The following is a 13,425-nucleotide window of genomic DNA, read 5'->3' on the forward strand; positions in this document are numbered from 1 at the left end:
TTATGTCCTTTATCAGCGTGTTCGACGTACTGGGCCCTAACATGGTCGGCCCCTCCAGCTCCCACACCGCCGGGGCCGTGGCCATTGCCAACGTGGCACACAAGCTGCTGGCGCCGCCGCTGAAGAAGGTGGACTTCACCCTCTACGGCTCCTTCGCCAAGACCTACCACGGCCACGGCACCGACCGGGCCCTGCTGGGCGGCATCATGGGTTTTTCCACCGACGATCTGTGCATCCGGGACTCCTTCCGCATCGCCAACGAGCGGGGGCTGGCCTTCTCCTTCACCCCCAATGAGACCGAGACCGACATCCACCCCAACACGGTGGACATCCGCATGGAGAACGCCGACGGACAGGTCATGACCGTCCGGGGCGAGTCCCTGGGGGGCGGCAAGATGCACATCGTGCGCATCAACGGCGTCCACGTGGACTTCAGCGGCGAGTACGCCTCGGTGGTGGTGGTCCAGCAGGACAAGCCCGGCGTGGTGGCCCACATCACCAAGGTGCTCAGTGACCGCAATGTGAACATCGCCTTTATGCGTCTGTTCCGGGAGGGCAAGGGTGACACCGCTTACAGCATCATTGAGTCGGACGGCATCCTGCCCGACGGCATCCCGGAACAGCTCAAGACCAATCCACACATCCACGACGTCATGATCGTCCAGCCGTAAGGAGGGGACACAATGGATTTCAAAAATGCCAACGAGCTGCTGGCCCTGTGCCGACAGGAGGGCTGTCCCATCTCCGAGATCATGCGCCGCCGGGAGTGCATCCTGGGGGAGACTACCCCCGACACCGTCAAACGCCGTATGGCCAAGGCCCTGTCCATCATGCGCTCTTCGGCCACCATCCCCCTGGAGAACCCCGGCCGCTCCATGGGCGGTCTCATCGGCGGGGAGGCCAAGCATCTGGCCGCCCACGCCGGAAAGAAGAAGGACATCTGCGGCCCGGTGCTCCAAAAGGCCATTACCTATGCCATGGCAGTGCTGGAGGTCAACGCCTCCATGGGGCTCATCGTGGCCGCCCCCACCGCCGGCTCCTCCGGCGTGGTACCCGGACTGCTGCTGGCTCTCCAGGAGCACTACCACATCTCCGACGACCGGCTGCTGGACGGCCTCTTCAACGCCGGCGCCATAGGCTATCTGGCCATGCGCAACGCCACCGTGGCCGGCGCCGTGGGCGGCTGTCAGGCCGAGGTGGGCGTCGCCGCCGCCATGGCCGCCTCCGCCGCCGTGGAGCTCATGGGCGGCACCCCCGAGGAGTGTCTGGGCGCCGCCTCCACCGTGCTCATGAATATGCTGGGCCTGGTGTGCGACCCGGTGGGCGGCCTGGTGGAGTACCCCTGCCAGAACCGCAACGCCGCCGGCGTGGCTAACGCCCTGGTGGCCGCCGAGATCGCCCTGAGCGGCATCCGTCAGCTCATCCCCTTTGATGAGATGCTGGCCGTCATGTACCAGGTGGGCCGCCACATCCCCGCCGAGCTGCGTGAGACCGCCCTGGGCGGCTGCGCCGTCACCCCCAGCGCCTGCCAGCGTTGCGGCCACTGCGGCTGAGCCCCCGCCTACACCGCAAAAGAAAACTGCCCCGGACCGCCGTTGCGGTCCGGGGCAGTTTTTCTTCTGTTCAGCCCTGGGAGAGCTTCAGGCCGTGGAGGACGATGAGGTCGTCCAGAGCCATGAAGGTGACTCCATCTGCGGCTTCGGCAGAGGCTACCAGGCCCACGGTGACGTCGCCCTTGGCAGCCTGATCTGCGCCGATGGCAAAGTGGTAGCGCTCCGCACCGTCTCTGGTGACGGAGACCTGGTTGGTGTAGGGCTCCCAGGCAACCTCACAGCCCAGGGCCTCGGCCACGGCCCGCACCGGTACCATCAGGCGGCCGTTCTCCACCTTGGCGGAGGAGGCGCCCTCCAGAGTCAGGGCCTCGCCGTTGATGGTGACCTCCAGGCCGTCAGCGGACACCCAGCCGGCGTAACCGGCGGGAAATACCATGACCTTGCTGGGAGATGCCTGGGCGGGCAGGCTCATGGTGGCTGCATTGTACCAGGAGACGAGCCGGGTACCGGGTACGATGTCAGCGGCGCTCACAGTCGCCTTCTCCCAGCCGGGGGCGGCCAGATACCCGGTGTCGCCGGTGAGGTGGAGGACCACATCGTTGTTCATATAGACGTCCACACCGCTCTCGGTCGCGGTGACGGTCTCCACCTCCGCATAGGTGGGCACACCGAAACCGGCGGGGACGCCGCACAGAATAACCCGGGCGGTGCTGATGGGGGGCAGGCTCTTGGTCATGTCCGGCCCCACCCAGGCATAGACGGTCTCCCCCGCCTTGATGTCGGCAAAGGTTTTTGTCTCACCGGTGACGGCATCCAGGATGACGGTATCCTCAGCCACATTGACCACGATTTTCTGATAGGGGTCGCTCTCATTGCTGTTTTCCAGGGTGAGGCTCATATCGCCCAGCTCCACAGCGCTGCCCCACACCCGGGCGGGAAAGTTCTCCCCCCGCTGGACCAGCTCATAGGCCGTCGTCTCAGCGGCTGCGTCAGTGCTGACAGGCTCCACCGCTAGGACGGGCACGCTCAGGGACAGCGTCAACATCGCCGCCAGAGCGGCGGTCAAGATCTTTTTCTGCTTCATAGCGGAAGATCCTCCTTATTCAGTGGTTCTGCCTTCTTGGACGGCGAATGTGGAAAATGGTTCCCGCTCTTCCCGCCCGCCTCGGGCATTTATTCCTCCGTCACCGGGGTGAGAATGCCGATGTACTCCAGCATCCTGTAGAGCATGGCGGCGGCCTCCTCGCGGGTGGTGGGGACGGTCGGGTCCAGCTTCTCCAGAGGCACCGCCAGGAAGCCCAGGTCCTCCGCTGTCACCACATAGGGCCGGGCCCAGGCGTCATAGGCCTGCACCGCCTCGGTCGCCAGATCTTCCCCGGTCACCTGCTCCAGCCGGCGTTCGACGGAGAGGTCAGCGCGCTCCCCCATCCGGGCCAGGATGGTCAAAAACTGCTGGTGGTCCACCGGGTCGTCGGCCCGGAACTCGCCGTTCTCGTCGCCCTGGATGAGGCCCAGGTTATAGGCGATATCCACAGAGGTGGCATACCAGTCCTCCCGGTCCACATCGGTGAAGGGGGCGCTGCCCTGGCTCTGCCAGCACCAGTAGCCCATGGCCTGGACCATCATGGACACCAGCTCGCCCCGGGTGAGCGGGGCCTGAGGGCCAAAGTCGCCGTTCTCGTTGCCCAGGAGAACGCCCAGGGAGGCCAGGGTGTTGATCTCATCGCCGTAGGGAGAATCGGCCACATCGCCGAACCAGCGGGAGACGTAATCCACCCCCCAGGCTTCAGAGACCTCCGCCGGGGTTACCGCCTTGCCGTCCAGCGTCATGGGGGTGTTGGGGGCGATGGCGGCCAGGAGCTCTGCAAAGGCGGGGGCATAATCCTCACTCACCGCCTCCTCCCGGTGGATGTACCAGGTCTGGCCGGCCAGCTGGAGGACCAGCACATCCCCGGAGGCCTGCTCCTCGGCGGTGCCGCACAGGAGGCGGGCCACCTCATCGGCCAGGTTGGCGTCCACCACCAGGTGGGGCAGCACGCCGGAGCGGTCGGGTGTCACATAGTTGGGAGAGTAGTACCGCTCTGTGGTGATCTTGAAGGCGGAGCCGTCGGCCTGCTCAAAGACGTTTTGGGCGACGCCCTTGCCGAAGGTCCGGGTACCGATGATAAGCCCGTAGCCGTAATCCCGCATGGCGGCGGTGAAGAGCTCGGCGGCGCTGGCGGAATTGGCGTCCACCAGGACCACCAGAGGCTCCTGGATGAGGCCGGATTCCCCCGCCAGCAGGGCGTTGGGGCGCCAGACAGACAGATTGCCCCGGCGGTCCAGCGCATAGCCCACCTCCCGGCTGCCCAGCACATAGCCCACCGCCTGGACCACCCCGTTGACCGCGCCGCCGGGGTTGCCCCGCAGGTCCACCACCCAGCGGTCGGCCTCCTCATCCTCCTCCAGGATGTAGCTCTGGAAGTGCTCCCCGGTGGTGCTGCCGAAGCTGCTGCAGGTCAGCCAGCCGATGTGGTCGTCCACCACCTCTCCGGTGACGTTGGGAAAGACCACCGCCGCCCGGGCCATGGTGAAGGTGAGCTCCTGCCCGTCCCGGACCACGGTGACGGTGACCTCCGTCCCCGCCTCGCCGGTCACCAGGGCGGTGAGGGCCTCGGGGGAGCCGGCGGCCTGGAGGGTGGTGCCGTCCACGGCCACGATGCGGTCGCCGGGCAGGATGCCGGCCTTCTGGCTGGGGGAGTCGGGGGCCGTGCCGGTCACCAGCAGGCCGTCCTCCCGCGTCTGTACAGACACGCCGATGCCCACCACATTGGTGCCCTCCAAGCTGTTCTGGAAGGCGGTGTACTCCTCCGCTGTCATATAGTAGGTGTAGGGGTCCCCCAGGGCGGTGGTGATCTCCTCGATGGTGGGCAGGGACAGGATCTCCTCGGGGATCTCATCGATGTAATTTCCCCGGAGCAGGTCCCGGGCTTCCTCCACGGTGATGGCGCCGGCCATGGGGCTCAACACCAGGGTCAGCGTCAGCCCCAGGGCCGCCGCGCGTACAGGCAGTTTTGTTTTCATGGGTCAAGCTCTCCTTTGCCGAATCAGGTCATTCCATTGCAACGCTTGCCAAACAAAGCCAAACGCCTTGAAAGCCAAGGCTTCGGGCTTTGTTCAGGCGCAAGGGTTTCGGGTAGACATTATTGTAGCACCCCGGCTTTGGGCTGTCCACCTCCTGTTGGTTACAAAACGGAGGCTGGACACCTCAGCTGTCCAGCCGCTCCTCCAGGGCCTTTCGCACCGTCCGCAGCACCTTGAGACGGGCGTATTTTTTGTCGTTGCCCTCCACGATGACCCAGGGGGCGTATTCGGTGGAGGTTTTTTGAAGCATCTCATCCACCGCCTTTTCATAGGCCGGCCACTTCTCCCGGTTGCGCCAGTCCTCATCGGTGATCTTGTAGCGCTTTTCCGGGGTGTTCTCCCGGTCATGGAAGCGGCGCAGCTGCTCGTCCGGGTCGATGTGGAGCCAGAACTTCAGCACCACCGCCCCCCAGCGGGTGAGGCTGCGCTCGAACTCGTTGATCTCGTCATAGGCCATCGACCAGCGCGCCTCCGGAGTGAGATTTTCCAGCCGCTCCACCATGACCCGGCCGTACCAGGTCCGGTCAAAGAGGACGATGTGGCCGTCCTTGGGCAGCTGCCGCCAGAACCGCCACAGGTAGTGCCGGTCCAGCTCGTCCTTTGTGGGGGCGGCGATGGGCACCACATCAAAGCCCCGGGGGTCCAGGGCCCAGGAGAGGCGGCGGATGGCGCCCCCCTTGCCGGCGGCGTCCCAGCCCTCGAAGCCGATGACCACCGGCACCTTCTCCCGGTAGAGCCGGCTGTGGAGCTTAGACAGGCGCTTTTTCTCCTTCTTGAGGGCGGCGTCGTAGTCGGCATCGGAGAGCCGGGGGCTCAGGTCCACCTGGCTGAGCCGCGGCATCTCCAGCAGGGGCCAGGGGGCCCGCTCCACCGGGGCCGGTTTGGGGACGCCGTGGTCCAGGGCGTCGTCCAGGGCCGCCTTCACCGTCCGCAGCACCTCCAGGGGACCGCTCCCCTTCTCCTCGTTCCACACCACGTGCCAGGGAGCGTAGGGGGTGCTGGTGGCCTGGAGGAGGAGGTCCAGCTTCTCTTTACGGCGCACGTAGTCCCGGTTCTGCCGCCAGTCCCGGTCGGTGACCCGCCAGGCGGTGTCGTCATCCCCCGCCAGCTTCTCCAGCCGCCGGCGCTGCTCGGCCTGGCCGATGTGGAGGAAAAATTTCAGGATCAGATAGCCGTCGTCGCACAGCTGCCGCTCGAAGATGTTGATCTCCTCCACCAGCTGAGCCGTCTCCTTCGGCTCCTCCTCCATCCGCTCCAGCGCCCGGCCGAACCAGCTCCGCTCCAGCACCGCGATCTGTCCCTTGGCGGGCAGCCCCTTCCAGAAGGGCCACAGCAGGGGGCGGCGCTTCTCCTCGTCGGTGGCGGGACCAAAGGTGAGCACCTGGTAGTTCCGGGGGTCCAGCCGGGCAATGGTCCGGGCGATGACCGCCCCCTTCCCGGCGGCACTCCAGCCCTCAAAGACCAGCATCACCGGAATCCCCGCCTCCTTCAGCGGCTGCTGGAGAGCCTCCAGGGCCCGCTCCAGCTCCTTGCGCTCCGCCTTCCACGCCTTTTGCTCGGCCTTGGTATGTGTCCGGCGTTCCTCGTTTTCCAGCATGGCTCTCCCATCCTTTCGCCCATCCGGGCCCCTTGCCTGTACGGCACTTTTTTGATATAATCTTATATAATTTATCTTAAGTTAGGAGTTTTATCATGTCTTCCCCCAGGGAAAAAGCAAAGTCCCTCCTGTACACCTACGGCATCATCCTGCTGGGCTCCGCTATTTTGTCCTTCGGGCTCTACAACATCCACGAGCGGACCCAGGTCACCGAGGGCGGCGTGCTGGGCATGACCCTCTTCCTCCAGCACTGGCTGGGGCTCTCCCCCGCCATCACCAGCCCCGTTATGGACATCGCCTGCTACCTGCTGGCCTGGCGCTTCCTGGGCAATTCCTTCGCCCGCTACGCCATCACCGCCAGTCTGGCCTTTGCCGTGTTCCACGGCCTTTGGGAGCAGTTCCCGCCCATTCTCCCCGATCTGAGCGCCTGGCCGGTGGCCGCCGCCATCCTGGGCGCGGCCTTTGTGGGCATCGGCGTGGGACTGGTGGTCCGCATCGGCGGCGCCTGCGGCGGCGACGACGCCCTGGCCCTCACCATCTCCCACCTCTCCAAGTGGCCCATTGCCCGGTGCTATCTCATCACTGACCTCACCGTGCTGGCCCTCTCTTTGAGCTATATCCCCTTCACCCGCATCCTATACTCCCTCATCACTGTCACTATTTCCTCCTTCCTCATCGGATGGGTGCAGAATTTCGGACGCCCGCCGGAGAAAGAGCAGGAGCCGGAGACCCAGGCGGCACAGTGATTTGTATCCTTCTTACGCCAACGGGCGCACCATACATGGTGCGCCCGTTTTCTATCTCGGAGGGAGTTCGGCTCAGCGGTCCCACTTCTGGATGAGGGCCATGAGCTCCTTCTCAAACTGGGCCAGGTCCTTGTTGGTGCCGCCCTTGTTGTGGCGGATGGCCTCCATGAGGTCCTGACCGGCGGCCTCCAGCTTCCGGTAGGCGGGGGAGCCGGACGCCGACACCGGCTTGGGAGGCAGGGGCACACCGGCGGAGAGCATCCGGTCGGCAGCCAGATCGTAGACCTCCTCATACTCGGCGGCGTGGGCTGCCAGACCGGCGTCCCGCAGCTTCTGGGCAAAGATCTCGGTGACCGACGCCTCGCCGTGGACCACGAAGATGTGCCGGGGCTTGGGGGCGTAGTGCTTGGCCCAGGCCAAGAGATGGTCCCGGTCGGCGTGGGAGGAGAGACCCTTGAAGTTGACGATGCGGGCGTTGACGGCGATCTCCTCTCCGAAGAGCTTCACCGACTTGGCCCCCTCCAGGAGGGCCCGGCCCAGGCTGCCTTCGGCCTGGTAGCCCACAAAGACCACCACGCACTCCTTCCGCCACAGATTATGCTTGAGGTGGTGGCGGATGCGTCCGGCGTCACACATGCCGGAGGCCGAGATGATGACCTTGGAGCTGGTGTCCAGGTTGAGGGCCTTGGACTCCTCGCTGCTCTCGGTGAGGGTAAGGCCGGGGAACTGGAAGAGGGCGCCCCCCTTCAACGCCTCGATGGCGTCCTCGTCCAGGTAGCCGTGGAGGTTACCGGAGTAGATGCGGGTGGCCTCGTTGGCCAGGGGAGAGTCCACGCACACCCGGAAGTCGGGGTGAGACTTCACCATGCCCTCCTCCTTCATCTCCCGCATGAAGTACAAAAGCTCCTGGGTGCGGCCCACGGCGAAGGAGGGGATGATGACGTTGCCGCCCTTCTCAAAGGTCTCGTCGATGATCTGGGCCAGGGCCTCGGTATAGCTCTCCGGCGGCTCGTGGAGCCGGTCGCCGTAGGTGCTCTCCATGACCACATAGTCGGCCTCGTCGATGGGCTGTGGGTCCCGGATGATGGGCTGGTCCACGTTGCCCAGGTCGCCGGAGAAGACGATCTTCCGGGTGACCCCCTCCTCGGTGAGCCACAGCTCGGCACAGGCCGAGCCCAGCAGGTGGCCGGCGTCGGTGAACCGGAGCCGCACCCCCTCGCAGAGGTCCACCATCTCGCCGTACTCATAGGTCTCCACCAATCCCATGGCGTTTTCCGCGTCGGCAATGGTATAGAGGGGCTCCACCGGCGCCCGGCCGGCCCGCCGGCCCTTCTGATTCTGCCACTGGGCATCCGACTCCTGGATGTGTGCCGAGTCCCGCAGCATGATGGACATGAGCTGTCCGGTGAGGCGGGTGGTGACGATCCTGCCGTGGAAGCCCTGCTTCACCAACAGCGGGATGCGGCCGGTGTGGTCGATGTGGGCGTGGGTGACGATGACACAGTCGATGTAGCCGGGGGCGAAGTCCAACACCCGGTTGTCCCGCTCGTCCCGCCCCTGCTGGAGTCCGCAGTCGATGAGGATGCGTTTTCCGTTGACCTCCAGGCAGTGGCAGCTCCCGGTGACGGCCTTGGCCGCGCCGAAAAATGTGAGCTTCATGGGGCACCTCCTTTGTTTCTTTGGTCACCTTCATTCTACCCCCTGACTGCCCCCCTGTAAAGGCATCCCAGAAAGTTTACATTTTGGCCAGGACGCACAAGGACCCGCCGACACAGTCGGCGGGTCCTTGTGCCATTTATTCAGACAGACCCAGGTAGAACCGGGCGCCGGGGTCACCGGCAAAGACCACCCAGCCGCCCTCCGGCAGCACGGCGGAGGTATCCCCAAAAGCCACGGAGCTGGCCGTCACGGCGCCGTTGGCGTCGTAGACAGTAAAGCCGCCCGCCTTCGGCAGGGTCACAGCGAGGGTCCGCCCAGCCAGATCCCCCACATTGAACCACCGGGCGTAGCCATCGTTGAGGATGGTGCAGTAGGCCCCCGTGCCGGCATAGAGGTTTCCCAGGCCGGAGGCCGGAGCGCAGATGTAGTCCCCCGCCTTCAGGTAGGCCTTGCCGTCCACGGTGACGGCGGCATAATCGGCGCCGTTGCGGCTGCCGGTGCCGGGGAGCTGGACATACTGCCGGGCCAGGGTCTCGTCCACGATGCGCTGGAAGCCGGCCGCGTAGCCGGGAGTCTCCGGCATGGAGGCCACGGCGGCAAAAGGCCCCGACAGGTAGACCTGGGAGGTATACTTCTCATTGACGATGAGGTAGAGCTCCGAGCCCCGGGCGGCCCAGACGTCCAGGGCGGCCTGGTCGGCCTCGGTGTTGGGCTCCAGCTTCTCCAGGGCGTAATTGGCGGTACCGGAGACGGTGAGGCCGGGCACGGCGGCATAGCCCTCCTGGTAGAGGTAGGTCCGGCCGTTGTCCCCGGTGACGAACTTCACGATGAAGCTGTCCGTCTCGTCCAGGAAGGTTCCGTCGTCCCGGTAGGTGAAGGTCTGCACCGCCCCGCCCAAGGCGGCGGCGTTGGTCAGGGTCATGGTCTGGTCGTCGGGGAAGGCCACGGTGGCCACCATGCCCAGGGAGACATAGGTGCCGGCGTTGGCCTTCAGCTCCTGGGGGATGGCCGCGGGCTGGCCGTCGGGGAGGGCGGGCAGGCTCTCGTCCACCGTCACCCCCTCCTCAGCCAGGGCGTCCATGAGGATGCGCTCCCCCGCCAGCTGATTATAGGTACTCACACCGCCGGAGGAGAGGACGGCCACCGCCTTCTCCTCCCCCGGGAGGACGACGAGGGAGGCGTGGTAGCGCAGGGTGTCGCCCCCCTTCACCAGGGCGGTGACGCCGCTCTGGTTGAAGGGGTACTGGTGGACGTTGTCCCAGCCCAGGCCGTAGGCCAGGGTGTCGTTCTCGCTGTTCTCCGGCCACAGGCCCTTCACCGCCCAGTCGGTGTTCATGAGGTCCAGCCACTCCTGGCTCAGCAGGTCGGTGCCGCACAGGAGGCCGCCGAAGGCGGCCAGATCGGCGGCCGTGGCGTAGAGGCCGCCGGTGCCCACGATACCGATGGTGTCCTGGGGCAGGTCCCGGGTGTCCTCGGCGGAGGCGTAGGTCTTGGCCAGACGGCCGGTGTCAAAGTCGTCCCCGGGGGCATAGGTGTCGGCGAGGCCCGCCGGGTCCAGGATGGCGGCGTGGAGGTAGCCCATATAGTCCATGCCGCTCACAGCCTCCACCACCAGCTGGGCCAGGGTGTAGCCGTCGTTGGAGTAAACGCAGTAGGCGCCGGGGTCGGCCTTGAGCCGCTGGGTGCACAGCCGCTCCAGCAGGTCATCGGCGGCGCGCTCGTCGGTGTCGCCGAAGAGGAATGCGTCCCGGGTGGTGTCCCCCATGAGGCCGGAGGAGTGGTCCAGCAGCATGCGGACGGTGATGTCCTTATACCGCTCGTCGGCCATGGTGAACCCGGGCAGATACTTGGTCACCGGGTCCTCCAGGGACAGCTTGCCGTCCTGGGCCAGGGTGAGGACGGCGGCGGCGGTATAGGTCTTGGACACCGAACCCACGCCATAGAGGATGTCCTCGGTGAGGAGGCGGTTCTCCGTCTTGGAGTAGACCCCCCAGCCCCCCTGGGCGGTGATGGCGCCCTCCTCCCACAGGGCGTAGCGCACCGAGGTGGCCCCGCCGTACTGGCCTGCCAGCTCAATGGCGTGGAAGGCCTTCTCCTCAAAGGTCTCCCCCGCCATTCCGGTCTCCCGGGCGGCCAGGGCGGGCAGGGTCAGGGCGGGCACCAGGATGAGTCCCGCCAGGGTCCCGCTGAGCATCCGTTTCCATTCCATGTTCCTTCCTCCTTTTTCCGTCTATGCCTCCGGCTTGGATGCGCCGTTGGCCAACTCCTCATAATAGGCCCGGCACTCCGCCGCCGTCCGGGGCGGATGGGCGTTCATGGCGTCGGCCTGCTCCAGGAGCCAGGTCCGCATGGCGGCAATGCCCTCCTCACTCACCGGGAAGGTGGCCTCCCCCTCCTGCCGGGCGTATTTCCGGCAAAAAGGTCCCTGCCAGATCACCACGCGCATGGCCCCTTCCTGGGGCTTTTCAATCTCGTAGCACAGCAGGCCCCGGCTCCCCGACCAGCCGTTGTCGTTTTCATAGTGGGAGAGCACCGGGAGATAAAATTCCTGTTCCATCTGATCCTCCTTATTGATCGGGCAGGGTGAAGAAGTCGGGCAGCCGGTCCTCCTCACTGTCAAAAAGCAGGTTGTACTGGAGGGACTCGTACTGGAGGAGCCCCTCCTGGGCCGCCTCCGAGAGGTCCTCCCGGCTCTTCTGCCAGGTGCCGTCGGTATCCATGTAGCCCACGGAGTTGAGGGCGGGCACCGTCTCCCGGAGCCGGAGCAGGAACTGCTGGTACTCCGTCATAGGCAGGCCGGCCGTCTCCATAAGCATGGCGGAGAGGTAGTTGAGGGAGGTGGTCACCCCGTCCGCCTCCGGGATGTCGTAGTTGGCCCACAGGAGGAAGGGCACCTCCTGGCGCTGCTGGGCGGCGGCGATGTCCACCTTCTCAAAGTCGCCCCCCAGCACCTCGGTGTAGAAGTTGGTGACCACCTGGGGCTGGTGATCCCCGAACATGAGGATCATGGTGGGCTCCTCCACCTGGGAGAAGTAGTTGATCAGGTATTCCAGGGCACTGTCCGACTGCCGCAGCAGGGAGAGGTACTGGTCCACGGTGGAGTAGCGGCCCTCCATGTCCCCGGTGAGCCACACCGTCCTGTCCAAACCCGTCCAGGCCACGTTGTAGGCGCTGTGGTTCTGCATGGTGACGTTGAAGATAAAGAGGGGCTCGCCGTCCTCCTTCTCCTCGTAGCGCCGCACCAGATTCTCATAGTTGGCCTGGTCTGTGATGTAATTGCGCATGTAGCTGACATCGGTAAAATCATTTTGGAAATAGATCTCGTCGAAGCCGAAGCTCTGGTATACCGCCCGGCGGTTCCAGCCAGAGGAAAGATAGGGGTGCATGAACACCGTCCGGTAGCCCAGGCTCCCCAGCTGGGCGCCCAGATTGGGCTCGTCGGCGCCCACATACATGTGGAAGGGCACCGTGCCCTCGGGAAGGAAGGCCATGGTGTTGCCCGTCAGGAACTCGTACTCCGAGTTGGCGGTGGTGCCGCCAAAGACGGAGGAATAGGCCGTGCCCCGGATGGTGTTCTCAGTGAGGCTGTGGAAGAAGGGCAGCGGGTCGGCGTTGGTCTCCAGGTCAAAGACCTCTGCCAGGTCGGAGAAGGACTCGTTCATGATGACGATGAGGTTCACCGGCGTCTCCGCCCCGGCGGCGTCGGGGTCGGCCTGCCACTCCTCCTCCGTCTCCAGCCGGATGGAGGAGAGGGTCTCCTGGGAGTAGTCCTCCGGCTCCTCCACCGTGCTGTACCGCAGGCACACCGAGAAGTTGAGGACGAAGCCGTTGCCCCGGGTGGTCCACAGGGAGGGCTCGATCCCCAGCTGCCGGAGGAAGTCGGTCTGGAAAAAGACCGTCAGGTAGGCGGCGGAGAGGACGGCCACCGGGATGACCGCCCGCCAGTGGGGACGCTGCCGCCCCGGGCGTTTGGGTACCTTCCACAGCAGCAGCAGGAAGAGGGCCAGCACCAGCAGGCACCGGAGCTGGACCACATCGAGGGTATAATCGTAATTCCCCGCCACGTTGGCGGCGGTCTGGAGGGTGAGGAGGTCGCCGGGAAAGATGGTGCGGCCCCGGAAGTGGATGACGTACCGGTTGGCCAGGCCCACAAAGGTGAAGAGCCCTGTGGTGAGCCCCGCCGTCAGCCGCACCCGGCCGGTGACCAGGTAGAGCACTCCGGCGGCCATGTAGTACCACACCAGGTTCAGCGCAATCTGGAGGGCGGAGAGCTCCTCCCAGACCAGGTAGTTGTAGTTCATCTGCTCCACCAGCACGAAGGCGAGCAGCGGACCGATGACGAAGGCGGCCCAGCGGCACCGGGCGGCGGCCCCGTCCTCCAATGTCACGCCCAGCGGGAGGAGGCCGCCAAAGGCCAGGGCCCAGCAGGCGCACTGCCACAGGGGCAGTCCGTAGAGAGCCAGGCCGGCAAAAATCGCGGCGGCCAGGACTGCGGCGGGGAGAAGCCGGTCCCGGCGGTAAAAGACGGGGCGGCGGAGCTTGGCGGGGGATGGGGTCATGACGCTCATGGCAGTTTCTTTCCTTTTCGCGAGAGAGTTTGAAAACAAGCTCCATTTTACAACGGCCTCCCCCCAAAAGCAAGGCCGCGGGCATTACGCTTTTCTTACATAAGAAAGGGCCCGTCGCAGAATCGAAAGATTCTGCGGCGGGCTTTTTTCTGCCCATGGAGATAATTATGAAGGAAATT

At 65.3% G+C, this 13,425-nt stretch carries 10 protein-coding genes; 3 read left to right on the forward strand and 7 right to left on the reverse strand.

Translation table 11 applies throughout. The features are described 5' to 3' along the window. The first annotated feature begins 2 nt into the window (after nt 1–2). Entirely contained in the window at nt 3–671 is a 669-nt protein-coding gene (gene sdaAB, locus Q0K15_RS01795) for an L-serine ammonia-lyase, iron-sulfur-dependent subunit beta (protein ID WP_294511233.1), read from the forward strand. 12 nt (nt 672–683) lie between these two features. Then, nucleotides 684–1,553 carry an L-serine ammonia-lyase, iron-sulfur-dependent, subunit alpha gene (gene sdaAA / locus Q0K15_RS01800; protein ID WP_294511236.1) on the forward strand — a complete coding sequence of 290 codons (870 nt, stop codon included), beginning with the start codon at nt 684–686 and terminating at the stop codon, nt 1,551–1,553. Between the two features lie 70 nt (nt 1,554–1,623). Here the strand turns inward: sdaAA and Q0K15_RS01805 are convergent, their stop codons facing one another. The 3 genes from Q0K15_RS01805 to Q0K15_RS01815 form a co-directional block, all read right to left on the reverse strand. Beyond that, nucleotides 1,624–2,637, reverse strand: a complete 1,014-nt coding sequence (locus Q0K15_RS01805; protein ID WP_294511239.1) for a copper amine oxidase N-terminal domain-containing protein — start codon at nt 2,635–2,637, stop codon at nt 1,624–1,626. An 89-nt stretch (nt 2,638–2,726) separates the two neighbouring features. Beyond that, nucleotides 2,727–4,616, reverse strand: a complete 1,890-nt coding sequence (locus Q0K15_RS01810; RefSeq protein WP_294511242.1) for a S41 family peptidase — start codon at nt 4,614–4,616, stop codon at nt 2,727–2,729. A 184-nt stretch (nt 4,617–4,800) separates the two neighbouring features. Then, a complete protein-coding gene (locus Q0K15_RS01815) occupies nt 4,801–6,273 on the reverse strand; it encodes a phosphate--AMP phosphotransferase (RefSeq protein WP_294511245.1) in 1,473 nt (490 codons plus the stop codon). Nucleotides 6,274–6,368: 95 nt separating this feature from the next. On the opposite strand from Q0K15_RS01815, the gene Q0K15_RS01820 reads away from it, so the two are divergent. Then, nucleotides 6,369–7,019, forward strand: coding sequence for a YitT family protein (locus Q0K15_RS01820; RefSeq protein WP_294511248.1), 651 nt, complete (start codon nt 6,369–6,371; stop codon nt 7,017–7,019). A gap of 72 nt (nt 7,020–7,091) precedes the next feature. Here Q0K15_RS01820 and Q0K15_RS01825 read toward each other — a convergent pair whose 3' ends face one another. The 4 genes from Q0K15_RS01825 to Q0K15_RS01840 form a co-directional block, all read right to left on the reverse strand. Beyond that, complete coding sequence (locus Q0K15_RS01825) at nt 7,092–8,678, reverse strand: MBL fold metallo-hydrolase (RefSeq protein ID WP_294511251.1); 1,587 nt, start codon at nt 8,676–8,678, stop codon at nt 7,092–7,094. Between the two features lie 136 nt (nt 8,679–8,814). Continuing rightward, the gene (locus Q0K15_RS01830; RefSeq protein ID WP_294511254.1) at nt 8,815–10,887 is read right to left on the reverse strand and encodes a serine hydrolase domain-containing protein; all 2,073 of its coding nucleotides are present in this window, start codon (nt 10,885–10,887) and stop codon (nt 8,815–8,817) included. A gap of 21 nt (nt 10,888–10,908) precedes the next feature. Continuing rightward, nucleotides 10,909–11,235, reverse strand: coding sequence for a hypothetical protein (locus Q0K15_RS01835; protein WP_294511257.1), 327 nt, complete (start codon nt 11,233–11,235; stop codon nt 10,909–10,911). Nucleotides 11,236–11,245: 10 nt separating this feature from the next. Next, complete coding sequence (locus Q0K15_RS01840; protein WP_294511260.1) at nt 11,246–13,246, reverse strand: LTA synthase family protein; 2,001 nt, start codon at nt 13,244–13,246, stop codon at nt 11,246–11,248. Nucleotides 13,247–13,425 lie beyond the last annotated feature (179 nt).

This window comes from uncultured Intestinimonas sp. (assembly GCF_944387245.1).
In the GTDB taxonomy this organism is placed as follows: domain Bacteria; phylum Bacillota; class Clostridia; order Oscillospirales; family Oscillospiraceae; genus Intestinimonas.